Source organism: Croceibacterium salegens, assembly GCF_009827435.1.
GTDB lineage: Bacteria > Pseudomonadota > Alphaproteobacteria > Sphingomonadales > Sphingomonadaceae > Croceibacterium_B > Croceibacterium_B salegens.
On record NZ_WTYM01000045.1, the window covers coordinates 46,065 to 65,495 of the forward strand.

General features: G+C 67.0%; 13 protein-coding genes. 10 read left to right on the forward strand and 3 right to left on the reverse strand.

The annotated features are described in order from the left end of the window. Positions 1-68 precede the first annotated feature (68 nt). From GRI89_RS11495 to GRI89_RS11520, 6 genes are read left to right on the forward strand one after another with little or no spacing between them, the layout of a single operon-like run. On the forward strand, positions 69-1,193 hold the full coding sequence (locus GRI89_RS11495; RefSeq protein WP_159795496.1) for a fumarylacetoacetate hydrolase family protein: 1,125 nt from the start codon (positions 69-71) through the stop codon (positions 1,191-1,193). Positions 1,194-1,201: 8 nt separating this feature from the next. Beyond that, entirely contained in the window at positions 1,202-2,641 is a 1,440-nt protein-coding gene (locus GRI89_RS11500) for an aldehyde dehydrogenase family protein (protein WP_159795499.1), read from the forward strand. Positions 2,642-2,678: 37 nt separating this feature from the next. Then, positions 2,679-3,431 carry an SDR family NAD(P)-dependent oxidoreductase gene (locus tag GRI89_RS11505; protein ID WP_328598222.1) on the forward strand — a complete coding sequence of 251 codons (753 nt, stop codon included), beginning with the start codon at positions 2,679-2,681 and terminating at the stop codon, positions 3,429-3,431. Further along, positions 3,422-4,306, forward strand: coding sequence for an SMP-30/gluconolactonase/LRE family protein (locus tag GRI89_RS11510; protein ID WP_159795505.1), 885 nt, complete (start codon positions 3,422-3,424; stop codon positions 4,304-4,306). Before GRI89_RS11505 ends, GRI89_RS11510 begins: the two co-directional genes overlap by 10 nt. Beyond that, positions 4,303-6,192 (forward strand): sialate O-acetylesterase, encoded by a 1,890-nt coding sequence (locus GRI89_RS11515; protein ID WP_159795507.1) that lies wholly within the window; start codon positions 4,303-4,305, stop codon positions 6,190-6,192. The genes GRI89_RS11510 and GRI89_RS11515 overlap by 4 nt, the downstream gene beginning before the upstream one ends. Beyond that, a complete protein-coding gene (locus GRI89_RS11520; protein WP_159795510.1) occupies positions 6,189-7,031 on the forward strand; it encodes an aldose 1-epimerase in 843 nt (280 codons plus the stop codon). Before GRI89_RS11515 ends, GRI89_RS11520 begins: the two co-directional genes overlap by 4 nt. Positions 7,032-7,046: 15 nt before the next feature. Here GRI89_RS11520 and GRI89_RS11525 read toward each other — a convergent pair whose 3' ends face one another. The 3 genes from GRI89_RS11525 to GRI89_RS11535 are packed head-to-tail and all read right to left on the reverse strand — an operon-like array spanning position 7,047 to position 12,094. After that, on the reverse strand, positions 7,047-8,831 hold the full coding sequence (locus tag GRI89_RS11525) for an IlvD/Edd family dehydratase (RefSeq protein WP_159795513.1): 1,785 nt from the start codon (positions 8,829-8,831) through the stop codon (positions 7,047-7,049). Beyond that, positions 8,828-9,934 (reverse strand): LacI family DNA-binding transcriptional regulator, encoded by a 1,107-nt coding sequence (locus tag GRI89_RS11530; protein ID WP_159795516.1) that lies wholly within the window; start codon positions 9,932-9,934, stop codon positions 8,828-8,830. Before GRI89_RS11530 ends, GRI89_RS11525 begins: the two co-directional genes overlap by 4 nt. A 54-nt stretch (positions 9,935-9,988) precedes the next feature. Continuing rightward, positions 9,989-12,094, reverse strand: coding sequence for an alpha-glucuronidase family glycosyl hydrolase (locus tag GRI89_RS11535; RefSeq protein WP_159795519.1), 2,106 nt, complete (start codon positions 12,092-12,094; stop codon positions 9,989-9,991). Between the two features lie 63 nt (positions 12,095-12,157). On the opposite strand from GRI89_RS11535, the gene GRI89_RS11540 reads away from it, so the two are divergent. The 4 genes from GRI89_RS11540 (at position 12,158) to GRI89_RS11555 (ending at position 19,420) form a co-directional block, all read left to right on the forward strand. Next, complete coding sequence (locus GRI89_RS11540; RefSeq protein WP_159795522.1) at positions 12,158-14,569, forward strand: glycoside hydrolase family 3 N-terminal domain-containing protein; 2,412 nt, start codon at positions 12,158-12,160, stop codon at positions 14,567-14,569. Positions 14,570-14,649: 80 nt separating this feature from the next. Next, entirely contained in the window at positions 14,650-16,959 is a 2,310-nt protein-coding gene (locus tag GRI89_RS11545) for a glycoside hydrolase family 3 N-terminal domain-containing protein (protein WP_159795571.1), read from the forward strand. After that, a complete protein-coding gene (locus GRI89_RS11550; protein WP_159795525.1) occupies positions 16,956-18,263 on the forward strand; it encodes an MFS transporter in 1,308 nt (435 codons plus the stop codon). Before GRI89_RS11545 ends, GRI89_RS11550 begins: the two co-directional genes overlap by 4 nt. Next, a complete protein-coding gene (locus tag GRI89_RS11555) occupies positions 18,260-19,420 on the forward strand; it encodes an endo-1,4-beta-xylanase (RefSeq protein ID WP_159795528.1) in 1,161 nt (386 codons plus the stop codon). Before GRI89_RS11550 ends, GRI89_RS11555 begins: the two co-directional genes overlap by 4 nt. The last annotated feature ends 11 nt before the right edge of the window (positions 19,421-19,431 follow it).

Consider the following 19,431-nt stretch of genomic DNA (forward strand, 5'->3'; position numbering starts at 1 on the left):
AACGCCCTTGCCCTCGCCAGTTCTCGCTCTTATGGTAGCGCTATCACAGGAGAGGGCAAGAACTACAAATGGGCCAAGCGTTGCAGGATATCCTGCCGCCGGACTACGCGTCCGGTCGTTTTATCGGCCGTGCCCTCGCGCCTGAGGGACCCTGCGTTATTGCCCTTCGCGGAGGGCGGATTTTCGACCTGACCGAGACCGTCGCGAGCGTCGCCGGCGCGGTCGAACGCCGTGCCTTCGATGGTGGCCGCGACCTTGGCCCGGTCGAAGGCGGATTGCCCGCAGGCTGGGGCCTGCTCTCCCCGGTCGACCTGCAGTGCGTGAAGGCCTGCGGCGTCACCTTCGCCCTTTCGGCGATCGAGCGGGTGATCGAGGAACGCGCGCGCGGCGATGCCGGCAAGGCGGCGGAAATCCGCCAGATGCTCGAAGACAAGGTCGGCTCCGGCATCCGCTCGGTCGTCCCGGGCAGCGCCGAGGCGGCCGAACTCAAGCAGGCGCTGATCGATGAAGGCATGTGGTCGCAGTACTTGGAAGTCGCCATCGGTCCCGACGCGGAGGTATTTTCAAAGTCTCCGGTGCTTTCGACCGTTGGTGCGGGCGCGGAGATCGGAGTCCGCTCGGATTCGGCCTGGAACAATCCGGAGCCCGAGGTTGTGCTGGTCGTCGACCACCATGGCGAAGTCGTCGGGGCGACGCTCGGCAATGACGTCAACCTGCGCGATTTCGAAGGCCGCTCGGCGCTGCTGCTGTCGAAGGCCAAGGACAACACCGCGAGCTGCTCCATCGGCCCGTTCATCCGCCTGTTCGACGACGGCTTCGGCATCGACGACGTGCGACAGGCCAATGTCGACCTGCTGATCGAAGGGCCGGAAGGCTACCGGCTCGAAGGCACCAACGTGATGGGCCAGATCAGCCGCGATCCGCTCGACCTCGTCGCGCAGACGCTTTCGGAACACCATTACCCGGACGGTTTCGTACTGTTCTGTGGTACGCTGTTCGCACCGACGCAGGACCGCGACACACCGGGTGGCGGCTTCACACATAAGGTCGGCGACCGCGTGACGATTTCCTCGCAGCGGATCGGCAAACTGACCAACACCGTAACGACATCGCGCGATGCGCCGCCGTGGGAACTCGGCATCGGTGCTTTCGTGCGCAACCTCGCCTCGCGCGGGCTCATTGGCAGGATTTAGGAAATACCATGGATACCCAGACTCTCGGCCATTACATCGGCGGGCAATGGACCGGCGCTGATGGAGCGCTCGAAAGCCGCAACCCCTCGAACACCGACGATGTCGTCGCCCGTTTTCCCGACGGCGGCGACGCTGAAGTCGCCAGTGCCGTAGCGGCAGCCAAGGAAGCGCAGCCCGGCTGGGCGAGCGCATCGCCCGAAGTACGTAGCGACGTGCTCCACAAGGCCGGCGAGGCACTGTTCGCCCGCTCGGCGGAGATCGGCGAACTGCTCGCCCGCGAGGAAGGCAAGACGCGTGCCGAAGGCATCGGCGAGACGCTGCGCGCCGCGCGCATCTTGCGGTATTTTGCGGGCGAAGCGCTTCGCCGCCATGGCCAGACGCTCGAATCGACCCGTCCCGGCCTCGATGTCGCGACCTATCGCGAAGCACTCGGCGTGGTCGGCCTGATCACCCCGTGGAACTTCCCGATCGCCATCCCGGTGTGGAAGGCCGCCCCGGCGCTGGCCTTTGGCAATACCGTGGTGCTCAAGCCCGCGAACATCACTTCGGCGATCGCTGCGGCGCTGACCGAGGTGCTCGACCAGGCGGGAATTCCGCCGGGCGTGTTCAATCTCGTTCTCGGCCGTGGCGGTGTCGGCCGGGCCCTCGTCGATCATCCCGACGTGGCCGCAATCAGCTTCACCGGCTCGCAAGGCGTAGGGTCGCAAGTCGCTCAGGCGGCGGTCGCGCGCCATGCGAGGGTTCAGCTCGAAATGGGGGGGAAGAACCCGTTGGTCGTTCTGGCCGACGCCGACCTCGACAAGGCCGTGGCTATTGCTGCCGACGGCGGCTTCTTCCAGACCGGCCAGCGCTGCACGGCGTCGAGCCGAGTCATCGTCGAAGATGCCATCCACGACAGGTTCGTTGCCGCGTTGGCGGAACGGGCCAAAAGCATCAAGGTCGGCCCGGCGCTGGCCGAAGGGACGCAGGTCGGCCCGGCCTCGAGCGACAGCCAGTTCGAACAGAACCTGCGCTATGTCGACATCGCCACCGGCGAAGGGGGCCGCCTGGCCGCTGGCGGCGGCAAGGTCGATGCCGAAACGCCCGGCTACTTCATGCAGCCGACGCTGATCGCCGACACCAATCCCGACATGCGCATCAACTGCGAGGAAGTGTTCGGGCCAGTCGTCTCGACGGTGCGGGTCAAGAACTACGAAGAGGCGCTTGCCGTCGCCAACATGGGCGATTTCGGGCTCTCCAGCGGCATCGTCTCGAACGACGCCGCGAAGATCCGCGACTTCCGCAAGAACGTCCGCGCCGGGATGGTGATGGTCAACCTGCCCACGGCCGGTGTCGACTATCACGTTCCGTTCGGCGGCACGCGAGGCTCGAGCTACGGGCCGCGCGAGCAGGGCTTTGCGGCGGTCGAATTCTACACGCAGATCAAGACAGTTTACACGGGGGATTGAGCACTTGGCCGAAGGTGTAATGCAACCGGCGTCGACCATGGCTGTTTATCCCAGCCTCGCCGGAAAGCGCGTTATCGTGAGCGGGGGCGGCAGCGGCATCGGCGAGGGGATCGTCGAGGGCTTCGTGCGCCAGGGCGCGGCCGTGGCGTTCGTCGACGTGATGACCGACGCCAGCGAGGCTCTGGTCGCGCGACTGGCCGATGCGCCGATCCAGCCGTACTTCCTCAACTGCGACATCACCGACTGCGCCGACTACAGCGCCAAGGTGAACAAGCTCGCCGACCGCCTCGGCGGGTGCGACGTGCTGGTCAACAATGCCGCCAACGACGACCGTCACAGCGTCGAGCAGGTCACGCCAGAATACTGGGACGATCGCATGGCGGTGAACCTCAAGCACCAGTTCTTCGCCGCCAAGGCCGTGCATCCGCACATGGTCAAGGCCGGGGGCGGGTCGATCATCAACCTCGGCTCGATCTCGTGGCACCTCGCCCTGCCCGAGCTCACGCTTTACCAGACTGCCAAGGCGGCCATCGAAGGCCTGACCCGCAGCCTGGCGCGCGAATTCGGGCGCGAGAACATCCGCGTCAACGCGATCATCCCCGGCAACGTGCAGACGCCGCGGCAGATGAAGTGGTACACGCCGGAGGGCGAGGCGGAGATCGTCGCCCAGCAATGCCTCGACGGGCGCATCCAGCCGGTCGACATTGCCGCGATGGCTTTGTTTCTCGCCAGCGACGATGCCCGCTATTGCACGGGTCACAACTACTGGGTCGATGCCGGATGGAGATAAACGCCGAAGTTCGCGAGGTCCTGAAGCCCGGCTTCAAGCTGGGCGAAGGCGCACTGTGGGACGCCGACCGCCAGCTCGTCTGGTTCGTCGACATCAAGCGCCACCTGCTCTGGCACTTCGACCCCGCGACCGGAAGCAACGCCAGTGCCGAGGCGCCGGGCCAGATCGGCTGGGCGCTCCCGGCCGAAGGCGGCCTGTTGCTGTGCGGCCTCAAGGACGGGCTCTACACCTTCGATCCGGCGCACCAGAAATTCGAGAGGCTGATGGCCGTGCCCGGCGAACCCGCAGGCAACCGCCTCAACGACGCCTGCTCCGACCCGTGGGGCCGCGTCTGGCTCGGATCGATGGACGACGCCGAAGAGCACGCGAGCGGCAATTTCTACGTCTTCGACAAGGGTGAAATCCGCCAGGCGGGTCCCAGCGGAATCTCGATCACCAACGGTCCCGCGGTGAGCGGCTCGGGCGACCGAATCTATTTCACCGACACGGTTGCGAAAAAGATCTTGGTCGCGGACCTGTCCGCGAGCGGCGTCGGCGAGGCGCGGCCCTTCGTCGACACCTCGGTGGACTTCCCCGACGCCTATCCCGACGGCCCGATCGTCGATGTCGAGGACCATGTCTGGACCGGCCTCTACTTCGGCTCGCACGTCGCCCGCTATTCGCCCGACGGCAAGCTGGTCGCGTCGGTGAAGCTGCCGGCGCGCGACATCACGAAGATGGCGCTCGGCGGGGCGGACTTCAGAACCGCCTACGTAACGACCGCGACCAAGAACCTCGAACCGGCCGACGCGCCCAAGTTCCCGGCGGCGGGCAACCTGCTGTCCTTCGACAGCCCCGTGGCGGGTTTCGCGACACCCAAGGTGAAACTCGGATGATACGAACCGGACTGGCGCTCGCCGCTCTCGCAACTGCCGGGGCGGCCAGCGCCGCGCCGGTGCTCACGCCCGTGTGGACCGACCACGCAGTGATCCAGCGCGACCGCCCCGTGGTGGTCGAAGGGACCGCCGCGCCGGGCGAAAAGCTCAGCGCCACGCTCGGCACGGCGACGGCAACTGCGACCGCGGCGAAGGACGGCACATTCGCCCTCACCTTCCCAGCGCGCGCCGCATCGAGCGATCCTGTTGCCCTCACCGTGAACGGTGCCGACGGCAGCTCGACGATCGTATCCGACCTGCTCGTCGGCGACGTCTGGCTTTGTTCGGGCCAGTCGAACATGGCCTTCACGGTCGCTGCCGGGCTAAACGGCTACAACAATATTCAGGTGAGCGCCGACCCGCTGTTGCGCATGCTGACCGTGCCGCTCGATACCGCCGCGCGGCCGGTCAAGGAATTCAGCGGCAAGGTCGAATGGCAAAAGGCCTCACGCGAGACGACAGGCAGCTTCTCTGCCGCCTGTTACTACATGCTCAAGGACCTGCGCACCGCGACCGGTATTCCGCAGGGCGCAGTCCATTCGAGCTGGGGCGGCTCGCAGATCCGCGCCTGGGTCACGCCCGAAGCCGGTCGCGCGCTTTACGGCACCGACCAGATGGCGCTGCTAGAGGAATACGGGAAAGACCCGCTCGCCGCCGTGACGACTTTCGCGCCCAAATGGGAAGCCTGGTGGCGCGGGGCCAAAGGCAACGAGCCGTGGAACGATCCCGATGCGCTGCAATGGAAGCCGGTCCCGGCTATCGCCCCGTGGACCGACTGGGGCGACGGCGCCCCTGCCGTGGTCGATACCGTCTGGTTCCGCCACGCGCTCGAGCTCACTGCCGAGCAGGCAAAGGCAGGTGGCGAGCTCAACATCGGCATAATCGACGACCTCGACGCGACCTGGGTCAATGGCCATCCGGTAGGCATCAACCATGGCTGGAGCACCGAGCGCAAATATCGCATCCCGGCCGAGTTCCTGAAGCCGGGGCATAACGAGATCGTCTTTGCGGGCAGCAACTCGTGGGGCGGCGGCGGCATGCAGAGCGGTGCCGACCGGCTCTACTTCACGCCCACCGGCGGAGCGACGATCCCGCTCGGCGCCTGGCAATATTCGGACGGGCTGATCGGCGAACAGCCGCCGCGCGCGCCATGGGATGCCAACGCGGGTATCGGCGTGATGCACAACCGCATGATCGCGCCGATCGGCCGTTATGCGATGAAGGGCGCTGCCTGGTACCAGGGCGAAAGCGACGTCGGCCTTCCCGGCTATGAGGACCGGTTGCGCGAGCTTTTTGCCGGATGGCGGCGGCAGTTCGGCGCGGACATGCGGATGCTGGTCGTGCAGCTCGCCAACTATGGGCCCACCGCCAGTGAACCGGTCGCCAGCGGCTGGGCCGAAATCAGGCAAAAGGAGCTCGACGCGGTCGAGGCCGATCCCAACGCCGCGCTCGCCACGGCGATCGACATCGGCGATTGGCGCGACATTCACCCGTCGAACAAGGTCGAACTCGGCCGCCGGCTCGCGCTCGCCGCCGAAGGCACGCCACTGCCAATGCCCGAAGGCGCGAAGCTTGAAGGTAGCACGATCACCGTCAGCTTCTCCGGCGTCGAAGGCGGGCTCTCCGCGTGGAGCGGGCCCTATCCGCTCGCGGTGGAACTGTGCGGCGAGACGCAGGAAAGTTGCCGCTGGGCCAACGCTATCGCAAGGCAGGACACTTTCCTGATTCCAGCCGATGGCAAGCCCGCGACGCGTGTCCGCTACGGCTGGGCGGATAGCCCGGTGGTCAATACCTACGACGCGCGAGCGCTACCGGTGCCGGGCTTCGAGCTGCCGATAACCCAGTGACGCTGACACTCCGCGCGGGCGACTGGGAAGCGGAGCTGCGTCCCGAAATCGGCGGTTCGCTTTCGGCCCTGCGCAAGGGCGGCGTTGAGGTGCTGCGGACAATGCCGGAAAGCAGCACCAGCCCGCTCGATGCCGCCTGCTTTCCGCTCGTCCCCTACTGCAACCGCATTGCCGGTGGCCGGTTTGCGTGGCAGGGTCGCGAGGTTCGTCTGCCGCAGAACTTCGCTCCGGAAACGAGCAGCCTCCACGGTTTCGGATGGGAAAGTGCCTGGCACATGGCCAGCAAAGCCGACTTCAAGTGCGGGCTGGATCATCGCCATGATGCGGATGAATGGCCCTGGGCCTACGAGGCGCAGCAGCGCGTTCGCCTCGGAGCGCGCGGGCTGGCGCTGAGCATGGACGTTACGAACCGTTCGGACGAAGTCATGCCCTGCGGCCTCGGCTTCCATCCCTATTTCCGCCGTCGGCCGGAAACCCGCGTGCGCTTCGCATCCAGCGGAATGGTCGAAGTCGACGATGCCTTGATCCCGACCGGCAGGATCGCCGCTCCCGACCATTTCGCCAACTGGCAAGCCGGCACCCTCCTGCCCTCGACGCTGGTCGATCACTGTTTCACCGGATGGGACGGCGTAGTGACGATCGAGGACGATCTCGGCACCATCACCGTGACCGCGCGCGGTGCTTCCGGCCTGCATCTCTATGCGCCTACCGACGGCAGCGCGCTGTGCCTCGAACCCGTCAGCCACCCGCCCGACGCGCTCAACCGGGATGTCGCGGCGATGACGGCCCTTCCGCCGGGCTGTTCGGCGACGATGACGATGTGGATTTCGGCGGACTGATCTGCCGCGGCCCGCTCAGTGGTTGTGGCGCGGGAGCTTCTTCGAGGTGCCGCGATACTTGAGCGCTATCTCCATCACCCCGCCCTCGCCGAGCTGGCCGGTCTTCTCGCGGAACAGCTCTTCCCACGGGGTCTGCGATTCCGGAACGGGCGGAGGCGGCTCATCGGCAAGGCGGCGGGCGATCTCGGCGGCGTCGACCAGCGCGTTGCAGGTCCCGGCGTTGAGGTCGATGCGGATCGCATCGCCGTTGCGCAGCCAGGCGAGGCCACCGCCCACGGCGCTCTCAGGCGAGCAGTTAAGGATCGAGGGGCTGTCGCTGGTGCCCGACTGGCGTCCGTCGCCGAGCGTCGGCAGCCACATGACCCCGCGCCGGATCAGCGCGTCGGGCGGCTGCATGTTGACCACCTCGGCGCTGCCGGGCCAGCCAATCACGCCGGAGCCGCGCATGACGAGGATCGAATTCTCGTCGATGCCGAGCTCGGGATCGTTGATCCGGTGGTGATAGTCGTCGGACCCGTCGAACACGATCGCCCGGCCCTCGAACACGCCCTCGGCTCCGGGCCGCGACAGGTAACGCTGGCGAAACTCGTCGGAGATGACCGAGGTCTTGAGGATGCCGAAGTCGAACATGTTGCCCGAAAGGACGAGGAACCCGGCCCGATCCATCAGCGGATCGCCGAACGGGCGGATCATCTCGCGGTCGTGGCTCTCATGGCCGCCGAGGTTTTCGGCCATCGACTGCCCGGTGCAGGTCAGGCAATCGCCGTTCAGCCTTCCGGCTTGCAGCAGTTCCCACATTGCCGCGGGAACGCCCCCGGCGCGGTGGAACCGCTCGCCGAGGTACTTGCCCGCAGGCTGCATGTTGACCAGCAGCGGCAGGACGTAGCCGTGCTGCTGCCAGACGTCCGGCTCGAGTTCGACGCCGGCATGGCGCGCCATCGCCACGATGTGCGGCTGGGCGTTGGACGATCCGCCGATCACGCTGACCGCGGCGATGGCATTTAGGAACGCCTCGCGGGTCAGGATATTGCTCGGGCGCAGGTCTTCGAGCACCATTTCGACGATGCGGCGGCCGGTGCGGTAGGCGTACTGCCCGCGCTCGCGATAGGGCGCCGGGATAGCCGCGCAGCCGGTCAGCGACATACCGAGCGCTTCGGCCACGGCGTTCATCGTGCTGGCGGTGCCCATCGAATTGCAGTGCCCGGCGCTCGGCGCGCTGCTCGTCGCCCGGTCGAGGAATTCTGCCTCGTCGATCTCGCCCGCGGCCAGCTTGCGGCGGCTGCGCCAGATGACCGTGCCCGAACCTACCAGTTCGCCCTCGTGCCAGCCGTCGAGCATCGGGCCGCCGCTGAGGACGATGGCCGGGATGTCGACGGTGGAGGCCGCCATGATCTGGCTCGGCGTGGTCTTGTCGCAGCCCGTGGTCAGCACGACACCGTCGATGGGGTAGCCGTTGAGCAGTTCGACGAGGCCGAGGTAGAGCAAGTTGCGGTCGAGCGCGGCGGTCGGACGGCGGCAGTTCTCGAAGATCGGATGGACCGGAAACTCGATCGGGATTCCGCCGGCGTCGCGAATGCCGTCGCGGGTCCGCTTGGCCAGTTCGAGGTGGATGCGGTTGCAGGGGCTGAGGTCGCTGCCCGACTGGGCTATGCCGATGATCGGCTTGCCGCTGCGCAGTTCCTCCGGCGTGACGCCGTAGTTCATGAACCGCTCGAGGTAGAGCGCCGTCTGGTCCCAGCGCTCGGCGTTGTCGAACCAGTCGCGCGAACGCAGGCGCGGCGGCTTTTCGTCCCCGCTCATCGCGCTTCGGTGCGGCTGCTGTGCTGCGCCGCGAGGCTCGGAGCGGCGTCGGATTCCCGGCGCACCAGTGTGTAGGGAAGCGTCGAATGCTCGGGCTTGGGGCGCTCGCCCGAACGCCGCGCCCGCACGATGCGGGCGATTGCGTTGACGGCCCAGGCGGTCATTTCCCGGATCGGCTGGCGGATCGTGGTCAGCTCGGGCCAGATCGTTCGCGCCATGTCGGTGTCGTCGAAGCCGCAGACGGAGATGTCGTTGGGCACGTCGAGGTGGCGGCGATGCGCCATGGCCACCACGGCCGCGGCCATGTCGTCGTTCGAGGCGAAGATCGCCGTCGGCCGCGGCTTGGCGGCGAGCAGGCGTTCGGCAGCGTCGAGGCCGGAGCGATAGGTGAAGCGGCCCTGGACGATGAGTTCGTCGGCGACCTCGATTCCGGCATCCTCGAGCGCGGCGCGGTAGCCGTTGAGGCGCCGTCCGCTGGCGACCTGTTCGGGATTGCCGATGATGAAGCCGATGCGCGTATGGCCAAGGTCGATGATGTGCTTGGTCATGTCGTAGGCGGCGCGGAAGTCGTCGATCATCACCGCGGCGTCGGACCCGCTGGCCTTGCCCGGTCCGACCGCGACGGCGACCGCGCCGAGCTCGCCGACGAGGTCGAGCACGCTCTGGTCATCGCACAGCGGCGGCGGGAGGATGAAGCCCTGGATACCGCCTTCGGCCAGCTTGCGCATCAGCATCATGGCATCGGCCACTGTCTCGCAGCTCTGCACTTCGAGGTGGATGTCGCCGCGGCTCGATTCCGCGAGCGCGCCCATGAGGAATTCGCTGAGGTAGGAGGCCGACGGGTTGTCGAACAGCAGGGCCACGCGCAACTGCTCGCCGCCGGCAAGGCTGCGTGCCGCGCGGTTGGGGGCGTAGTTGAGCTGGCGGATCGCTTCGAGAACCGCGCTGCGGGTTTCCTCGCGCACGCTCGCCTCGCCATTGATGACGCGGCTCACGGTCATCGGCGAACAGCTTGCGAGGCGCGCCACATCGGCGATCGTCGGCGCACCCTTGTGCCGCCGGCCGATCTTGCGCGCTGCCCCGTCGCTTTTGCCCTTGCTCATTGCGAGGTCCTTAGGGCGCGTGCAGGTGCAGCAAAAGGGCTTTTTTTGAGCACGTCAATCGGCCGGAGCATCGGGGAAGCTGAGCGCCTCGTACCAGTCGAGCGAATGCGCGGGCGGCGCGGCTCCTTCGGGCAGCGGCAGGTGGTTGACCGACTGCCAGTAGGCAATCGACGCATCGCGCCACCAGCGCGCCTCCCGCTGCTGGATGGCGAGGAATTCGGAAGTGTCCTCGAACCGCTGTTCATCAACGTTTGGCGCGAGGCTTGCCCAGGTCGCGGCCATGGCGTCGACTTCGGCAACACCGCGATCATAGCGATGCACGAGCTCGGGCCACAGGGCGCGGCCCGACTGCGTCTTGAAGTCCCACGGCAGATGGTGGAACCAAAGCAGGTAGTCCTCGTCCATCGCCTTCGGATCGCGCCACTGAGCAGCGACCGTGGGAGCGTACTGCGCCAACGCGTCGCTGCCGGTGGCGGTGCGGTCGAAGCCGATGCCGCCCGCGTCGGCCTTGCTGTAATAGCACGGGTTCCACTCGGGTCGGGCGAGGTCGCAGATCCAAGGCGCGGGGCCGTAATGGTGGCCGGTGCCCATCTGGTGCGCGAGGCCCAGCGGGGTCATGTAATCGACCACCGCCTGTCGGCTGCCGAGCATCATCGGCACGACCTCTGCAAGGAAACCCGGATCGCGGCTGAAGGTCTGCGCGGCCCATTCCTGCGCGATGTTGCCGCTGCTCATGCGCGGGTCCCAGGCGAGGCGGCCGAAAGCATACCAATTGGCCTGGTCGAAGTGCGAACCGGACCAGTTGCGGTCCGATCCGGTGTTGGCGACGCCCGCCATGCCGACGAGGTTCTGCGCCACGACCCCGCCGTGACCGGTATCGGCTGTGATGACCTCCTTCCACAGCGGCGCGAGGAACGCGAGGTGGGTAGCAAAACCGAGGTATTCCTTGGTGATCTGTCCTTCGAGCATCAGCTTCGTGTGCGGCATCGCCCCGAACATCGGGTGGAACGGCTCGCGCGGCTGGAAGTCCACCGGTCCGTTCTTGACCTGCAGGATCACGTTGTCGGCAAACTTGCCGTCGAGCGGCACGAATTCGTTGTAGGCCTGTTTGGCGCGGTCGGTCGAATCCTCGGCCGAGTAAACGAAGGCGCGCCACAGGACGACACCCCGGTCGCCCAGCGCAGCGGCCATCATGTTGGCCCCGTCGGCATGGGTGCGCCCGTAGTCCTGCGGTCCGGGCTGGCCTTCGGAGTTGGCCTTGACGAGGAAGCCGCCGAAGTCGGGGATCGCGGCGTAGATTTCGTCCGCCTTGTCCTTCCACCACTGGCGCACGGCCGGGTCGAGCGGGTCGGCGGTGCCGGTCGCGCCGAGTTCCATCGGCGCCGAGAAGCGCGCGGTCAGGTAGACGCGGATACCGTAGGGCCGCCAGGCGTCGGCCAGCCGCCTGAGCTTGGCGATGTAGCGCGGCTCGAGCACGTAGGCCTTGGCGTTGACGTTGTTGACCACCACACCGTTGATGCCGATCGAAGCCTCGGCGCGGGCATAGTCGATCATCCTCGGATCGAGACGGTCGGGCAGGTGCCACCAGTCGAAGATCGACCTTCCGGAATAGCCGCGCTCGACCAACCCGCTGGGGTTGCCCCAGTGGTCGATTATTCGCAGTGAAAATGCTGGAGCGGAAATGTCGTCGATCGTGCTCACCGGCTCTCCGGCGCCAAGATGCCGCAGGAACGCGAAAGCGCCGTAGAGCAGCCCAATATCGTCCTGCGCGGCAATCAGGATACGGCCATCAGCGAGCCGCGCGATGCGATAGGCGCCCGCCGGCTGGCCTTCGAGCGTCGCCGCCTCGCGTGCCGCGGCACCATCGAGATCGCGCGCCAACCCCAGCACGATTCCGCGTCCGGCCGGCTCATGCCCGTCGAGCAATTCGGCCAGCCCGCGCTCCAGTTCGCTACGGGCGGCAATGATGGTCGGGGTCGGTGCCGAAGCGGAGGTTACCGGCCCCAGTGCAGCGGCATCGTCTGCCGCCATGCCGTCATCCAGCGGGGCGTAACGCAGCCACAGGTCGTAGCCGTCCTCGGCCCTCGCCATACCCGGCAGGGCCAATGCGGCAAACGCCGCCAGCAGCGCCAAGAGGCGATTGACAAGCCCTCTCCCCATAATCATGGTAGCGCTATCATTTGGGACCGCGCAGTCAAGATGCGGCGCGACGGGAGAGTTTCTATGAAGGGCCGAACCAAGGCCGCCGCGCTGGCCGCAGGTATTGCATGCATTGCTTTGACGGGTTTTGCAGCAACTCCGCTCGCGGCGCAGAACGCCGCGACCTCGGCGGCGAAGCCAATGGCCGATGCGCCCTACTGGAACGCCTCGCTGCCGACCGAACAGCGCGTCGCCGACCTCCTCGCGCGGATGACGCTGGAGGAAAAGATCGGCCAGATGATCACCATCTGGAACGACAAGCCCCAGATCCAGCACGACGACACCACGTTTGATCCGGTCAAGGCCCGCGCCAAGTATCCCGACGGGCTCGGCTTCTTCGCCCGCCCCTCCGACAAGACCGGCCCCGGAAGCCTGCGCGAAAACCCGCAGCGATCGATCGAAGAGAGCGTCGCCTACGTCAACGCGGTGCAGAAGTGGGCCCGCGAAGGCACGCGGCTCGGCATCCCGGTCATGTTCCACGAGGAATCGCTGCACGGCCTCGCGGCGCGCGATGCCACCAGCTACCCGATGTCGATCGGCATCGCCTCGACCTGGGACCCGGACCTAGTTCGCGAAGTCAATTCGCAGATCGCCGGTGAAGTGCGCGCCCGCGGCGTCTTCCACGTGCTCTCGCCCGTGGTCGACGTGGCCCGCGATCCGCGCTGGGGCCGTATCGAGGAAACCTTCGGCGAGGATCCCTACCTGGTCGGCGAACTGGGTGTTGCCGCGGTCGAAGGCCTCCAGGGTGTCGGCACCGGCCGCAAGCTTGCGCAGGGCAAGGTCATGGCGACTCTGAAGCACATGACCGGCCACGGTCAGCCGGAAAGCGGCACCAACATCGGACCGGCCCCGATCGGCGAGCGGACGCTGCGCGAGTTCTTCTTCCCGCCGTTCGAACAGGTGGTGAAGCGGACGGGCATCGACGCCGTCATGGCCAGCTACAACGAGATCGACGGTATCCCGAGCCACTCCAACCGCTGGCTGCTGCACGACGTGCTGCGCGGCGAGTGGGGCTATCAGGGCGCCATCGTGTCCGATTACTACGCGATCGAGGAAATGGCCTCTCGCCATAGAATGGCGGCGGACGTTCCCGAGGCCGCCCGCTTCGCGCTAGACGCCGGCGTCGACGTCGATCTCCCCAGCGGCATCGCCTATTCGACCCTGCTCGAGCAGGTGCGCAACGGAATGGTCAGCCAGGGCGCTATCGACGAGGCGATCACCCGCATCCTGACCATGAAGTTCAATTCGGGTCTGTTCGAACAGCCCTTCGTCACCGACCTCAAGAAGGCGCAAGCCTCGGGCGGAGCCGAAGGCCGCGCGCTGGCCCGCAAGACCGCGGAAAAGTCGCTGGTCCTGCTCAAGAACGATGGCGTGCTGCCGCTGGCGCTGCCCGCTTCGGGCGCCAAGCCGACCATCGCGGTCATCGGCCCCAACGCCGACGTCGCCCGGCTCGGAGGCTACTATGGAATCCCGCGCAGCAAGGTTTCTCCGCTGGCCGGAATTCGCGCGCTGGTCGGACAGCGGGCCAAGATCGTCACCTCGCAGGGCGTCGTCATCACCGAGAACGACGACTGGTGGCAAGACAAGGTGACGCTGGGCGATCCGGCGGAGAACCGCAAGCGCATCGCCGAGGCGGTCGAGGTGGCCAAGGGCGCCGACACGATCCTCCTGTTCATCGGCGACACCGAGCAGACCAGCCGCGAAGGCTGGGGCGACGATCACCTCGGCGACCGCAGCGATCTCGACCTGGTCGGCGAGCAGAACGAGCTGTTCACCGCGCTCAAGGCCCTCGGCAAGCCGATCGTGGCCGTCCTGGTGAACGGACGGCCGCCGAGCTACCCGACGATCGCCGCCGAGGCCGATGCGATCCTCGAGGCCTGGTATGCCGGCGAGGAAGGCGGAAACGCCATCGCCGATGCCCTATTCGGCAAGGTCAATCCCGGCGGCAAGTTGCCGGTGACGGTCGCGCGCAACGTCGGCCAGGTGCCGGTGTTCTACGATGCCAAGCCGAGCGCACGGCGCGGCTACCTGTTCAGCGACGTGACGCCGCTCTACCCGTTCGGTTACGGCCTCAGCTACACGACCTTCGAGATCGGCGACCCGGTGCTTTCCGCCGCGGCGATCAAGCCTGGAGAGGGCGTCAGCGTCCGCATTCCGGTGACCAACACCGGCAAGGTGGCCGGTGACGAAGTCGTGCAGGTCTACCTGCGCGACGAGGTCAGCAGCGTCACCAGGCCGGTAAAGGAGCTCGCCGGGTTCCAGCGCGTGACCCTGCAGCCAGGCGAGACCAGGACGGTGGATATCGCCATCCGTCCCGACAGCCTCTCGCTCTGGAACCGCGAGATGAAGCGCGTGGTCGAACCGGGCGAATTCACCATCATGTCAGGCCCCAATTCGCGGGACCTCAAGAGCGTCACCCTGACGGTGACCCCGTGAGCCGGCCGCTCGCGCGGCGCGGCGCGCTGAAGCTGCTCGCCGGCGGTAGCGCCTCGGCCCTCGCCGTGGCGCAGGCCCCCATGGCCTTCGCGCAGGACAGGGCTCCGCTCTACAAGAACGCGAAGGCGCCGATCCCGGCGCGCGTCGCCGACCTTTTGGCGCGGATGACGCTGGCGGAAAAGATCGCCCAGATTCGCGGCGTCTGGGCTGGTAAGGACGGCATGCTCAGCGGCCTGTTCTTCGATCCCGCCAAGGCCAGCGTCAACTTTCCGGACGGTATCGGGGCGCTCGGGCGTCCATCGGACAAGCGCGGCACACCCGGTGTCGGCCAGGCCTCGGGCGGATCGCGCGATCGCTGGCGCACGCCGCGCCAGACCGTCGAGTTCATCAACGCGCTGCAGAAGTGGGCGCTTGAGGACACCCGGCTGGGGATCCCGGTGCTACTCCACGAGGAATCGCTGCACGGCTACATGGCGACCGATGCGACCTCGTTCCCGCAGGCCATCGCCATGGCGGGAACATTCGATCCGGAACTGATGCGACGGGTTCATTCCAAGATCGCCGACGAAATGCGCGCCCGCGGCGTGTTCTACACGCTGAGTCCGGTGGTCGACATCGTGCGCGACCCGCGCTGGGGACGCATCGAGGAAACCTTCGGCGAGGACCCGTACCTCGTGGGCGAAATGTCCGTGGCGACGGTCGAAGGTCTGCAGGGTCCTGGCAAGTTCGAGAAACTCGCCCCGAACAAGATCTTCGCGACCCTGAAGCACATGACCGGCCACGGGCAGCCCGACAGCGGCACCAACGCAGGCCCGGCGGGCGTCTCCGAGCGAGACCTGCGCGAGAACTTCTTCCCGCCGTTCCGCGCCGTGGTCGAACGCACCTCGATCGGCGCGGTCATGCCGAGTTACAACGAGATCGATGGCATTCCGAGCCATTCGAACATCTGGCTGCTTGGCAAGATCCTGCGCGGTGAATGGGGCTTCGACGGGATCATTTCGAGTGACTACAACGGCGTCGACCAGCTGAAAGAGCTGCACCATGTCGCCGCCGACGATGCCGAGGCCGCGCGCATGGCGCTTGCCGCCGGGGTCGACAGTGAACTGCCCGAGGGGCAGGCCTTCCTGACGCTGGCCGACCAGGTCGCGGCGGGGACGGTGGACGTAGCGCTGATCGACCGGGCCTGCGCCCGCATGCTGACCTTCAAGATGCGCGCCGGGCTGTTCGAGAATCCCTGCGGCGACGCGGACCGCACCGAAGCTATCACAGGCGACCAAGCCGGCCGCACGCTAGCGCTCGAAGCTGCTCGCAAGAGCCTGTGCCTGCTGACCAACAACGGCGCCCTGCCGCTCGACCCGGCAAGGATGGGCAAGGTCGCGGTGATCGGGCCCAACCACGCCATCGTCCGCTTCGGCGGCTATTCGAGCGTGCCCAAACAGGCGGTGACGCTGATCGAGGGCCTGCGGCAGGTCGCGCCGCAATCCGAATTCGTCGGTGCGCAGGGCGTCTTCATTACGGTGAGCGACGACCGCTCGGTCGATCCGATCGAGCTGTTCTCGCGCGATCGCAACCTGCAACTGATCGACCAGGCGGTGAGCGTGGCGAAGACCGCCGACACCATCGTGCTGGCCATCGGCGATACCGAGCAGACCAGCCGCGAAGGCTTCGCCGTGACCCACCTCGGCGACCGCGACGACCTCGACATCGTCGGCGAGCAGAACGAACTGGTCGATGCCCTCGCCGCGCTCGGCAAGCCGCTGGTGGTCTGCGCGATCAACGGCCGGCCGCCGAGCTGGCCCAACGTCGTCGCCAAGGCCGACGCGGTGCTCGAATGCTGGTACTCCGGGCAGGAGGGCGGCACGGCCATCGCCGAGGCCCTGCTCGGCAAGATCAACCCGGGCGCCAAGCTGCCGGTCAGCGTGGTCCGCGACGTCGGGCAGGTCCCGCTGTTCTACAACCGCAAGCCGTCGAGCCGGCGGGGCTACCTGTTCGACGACGTCGCGCCGCTGTTCCCGTTCGGGCACGGGCTGAGCTACACGTCGTTCGAAATTTCCGAACCGCGTCTCTCGGCCACCGAGGTTTCGGCGGACCAGTCGGTCGAGGTCGAGGCGACGGTGAGCAACACCGGCTCGCGCGCCGGCGACGAAGTGGTCCAGCTCTACATCACCCGCACCGATGTGCCGGTGACCCAGCCGGTCCTGCTGCTCAAGGGCTTCGAACGCGTCACGCTGCAGCCCGGTGAGAGCCGGACGGTGCGCTTCACGCTCACGCCTGCACACCTTGCCTACTGGGACCGCGCGATGAACGAGGTCAACGGGCCCGGGCCGGTCGCGGTGCATGTCGGGAACAGCTCGGCCAGCCTCAAGAGCTCCGGGTTCGTGGTGGCATGAGCAGCGCCGCTGCAGCCACGCCGGCAGGGCGCTATCGCTGGGCGATCTGCGCGCTGCTCTTCTTCGTCATCACCATCAACTACATCGACCGGCAGGTGATCGGGGTCCTGAAGCCAATCATCGAAAAGGACATGGGCTGGAGCGAGGTCGATTACGGCAATATCGTCACCGCTTTCCAGGCCAGCTACGGGCTCGGCCTGCTGGTCGTCGGCCGCTGGCTCGACCGGATCGGGACGCGCAAGGGCATGGCCATAGCCATCGGCCTGTGGAGCCTCGCCGCCTGCTTCCATGCCGCGGCGCGCACAGTCCTCGGCTTCATCCTCGCGCGCATGGCGCTCGGGCTAGCCGAGAGCGCGGCCTATCCCGGCACCGTCAAATCGGTCGCCGAGTGGTTCCCGCGCCGCGAGCGGGCGCTCGGTGTAGGCATCCTGAACGCCGGGGCCAACGTCGGCGTCTTGTGCACGCCCATCGTCGGCATCATGGTCGCAGGGCTCTACGGCTGGCGCGCGGCGTTCATCGTCACCGGCCTGATGGGCTTCGTCCTGCTCGCCGCATGGCTGCTGTTCTTCCGCGTCCCGCGCGAGCACCCCAAGGTCACTGCCGAGGAACTTGCCTACATCGAGCAGGATGGCGAAGATCCCGCCGGCAAGCCGCTCTCATGGGGCCAGGCGCTGCGCCAGCGGCAGGCATGGTACTTCATCTGCGGCAAGTTCTTCACCGACCCGGTGTGGTACCTGTTCCTGTTCTGGCTGCCCGACTTTTTCTCGCGCACCCAGGGGCTCAACCTCTTCCCGACCGGCGACAGCGGCCTGCTGGCGACGATCGGCCCGGCGTTGATCGGGGTCTACTTGCTCGCCGACGTCGGCTCGATCGCCGGCGGCTGGCTGTCCTCGCACCTGATCAAGCGCGGCTGGAGCGTGAACGCGGCGCGCAAGACGACACTCTTCGTCGCCGCCCTTTGTGCCCTGCCCCTCGTCAGCGTGACGAGCATCGACAACACCGCGTTGGTGGTCATGCTGATCGGCCTCGGGACGGCGGGGCACCAGGCGTTCTCATCGAACATCTTCGCGATGATTTCCGATCTCTACCCGCGCCGCGCCGTGGCGACGGTCGCCGGCATGGGCGGGCTCGCCGGTGCCATCGGCGGTATCCTGATCGCCCAGGCGACCGGCTGGACGCTCGAACTGACGGGATCCTACCTGCCCATCGTCATCTACGCGGGCCTCGGTTACCTGATCGCACTGGCTGTTATACACTTGCTGGTACCGCGCATGGAACCGGCGCCGCTGACGGAAGACCAATGACCTTTGAACTGACTCGCAGAGAAGCCCTCGCCGGGATCGCGGCCACAATCCCGCTGGCCGGCTGCACGACGATGTCCACCAGCGGCGGCGATGCCGCCAGCCTCGCGCAGGTCCCGGGCCCCTCGCTCGATGCCCTCGCCCGGCGCTCGGGCCGCCGTTTCGGCAGCTGCATCGGCCGCGGCCGCGGCGGCGGGATCGACAACCCCGCCTACACGGCCATCCTTGCCGGCGAATGCGGGGTGGTCGTGCCCGAAAACGAGCTGAAGTGGCAGGCCACCCGCCCCGGCCCGGAGACCTTCGATTTCGCACGTCTGGACGCGATCGTCGCCTGGGCGAAGGCGAACAGCCTCGCGATACGCGGCCATACCCTCCTGTGGCACCGCACCAAGTGGTCGCCCAAGTGGCTCAACGACTACGACTTCGGCGCCAATCCGGTGCGCGAGGCCGAGCGGCTGCTCACCACCCACATCCGCACCGTGACCGACCGCTATCGCGGCGTGATCCACAGCTACGACGTGGTCAACGAGACCGTGCTGACCGACGGCACAGGGCTGGAACAGACCAGCCTCAGCCGTGCGATGGGATCGAGCGAAGCCGTAGTGGACCTCGCCTTCCACACCGCGCGCGAGCAGCTGCCCGACGCGCAGTTGGTCTACAACGACTACATGAGCTGGGAGCCCGACCATCGCAACCACTGCGCCGGTGTGCTCCGCTTCCTCGAGGGCCTGCGCAAGCGCAACGTCCCGGTCGATGCGCTGGGCATCCAGTCGCATATCGAGATGTTCTCGATCGACCCCAGCTCCGGCGTCGGACCATACGACGAAGCCGGATGGCGGCGCTTCCTCGATGAGGTGGTCGGCATGGGCTACAAGCTGCTGATCACCGAGTTCGACGTGAAGGACAAGGCGCTGCCTGGCGACATCGCACTGCGCGACGAGCGCGTGGCCGATTTCACCAGGCGCTATTTCGACCTCATGCTGGAATACAAGGAACTGTCCGACATCCTCGCCTGGGGAATGGTCGACCGCTTCAACTGGCTGCAGGGCTTCGCACCGCGCGACGACGATCTCGAGGTGCGCGGCACCCCCTACGGTTCGGACTACCGGCCCAAGCCGCTGCGTACCGCGCTGGCCGAATCCTTTGCCGCCGCTGCCTGACGAGTTCCCGA

Coding starts and splice junctions, on each gene's coding strand:
- GRI89_RS11495 (WP_159795496.1), top strand. CDS start 69: ATGGGCCAAGCGTTGCAGGATATCCTGCCGCCGGACTACGCGTCCGGT.
- GRI89_RS11500 (WP_159795499.1), top strand. CDS start 1,202: ATGGATACCCAGACTCTCGGCCATTACATCGGCGGGCAATGGACCGGC.
- GRI89_RS11505 (WP_328598222.1), top strand. CDS start 2,679: ATGGCTGTTTATCCCAGCCTCGCCGGAAAGCGCGTTATCGTGAGCGGG.
- GRI89_RS11510 (WP_159795505.1), top strand. CDS start 3,422: ATGGAGATAAACGCCGAAGTTCGCGAGGTCCTGAAGCCCGGCTTCAAG.
- GRI89_RS11515 (WP_159795507.1), top strand. CDS start 4,303: ATGATACGAACCGGACTGGCGCTCGCCGCTCTCGCAACTGCCGGGGCG.
- GRI89_RS11525 (WP_159795513.1), bottom strand. CDS start 8,831: ATGAGCGGGGACGAAAAGCCGCCGCGCCTGCGTTCGCGCGACTGGTTC.
- GRI89_RS11530 (WP_159795516.1), bottom strand. CDS start 9,934: ATGAGCAAGGGCAAAAGCGACGGGGCAGCGCGCAAGATCGGCCGGCGG.
- GRI89_RS11535 (WP_159795519.1), bottom strand. CDS start 12,094: ATGGGGAGAGGGCTTGTCAATCGCCTCTTGGCGCTGCTGGCGGCGTTT.
- GRI89_RS11540 (WP_159795522.1), top strand. CDS start 12,158: ATGAAGGGCCGAACCAAGGCCGCCGCGCTGGCCGCAGGTATTGCATGC.
- GRI89_RS11545 (WP_159795571.1), top strand. CDS start 14,650: ATGGCCTTCGCGCAGGACAGGGCTCCGCTCTACAAGAACGCGAAGGCG.
- GRI89_RS11550 (WP_159795525.1), top strand. CDS start 16,956: ATGAGCAGCGCCGCTGCAGCCACGCCGGCAGGGCGCTATCGCTGGGCG.
- GRI89_RS11555 (WP_159795528.1), top strand. CDS start 18,260: ATGACCTTTGAACTGACTCGCAGAGAAGCCCTCGCCGGGATCGCGGCC.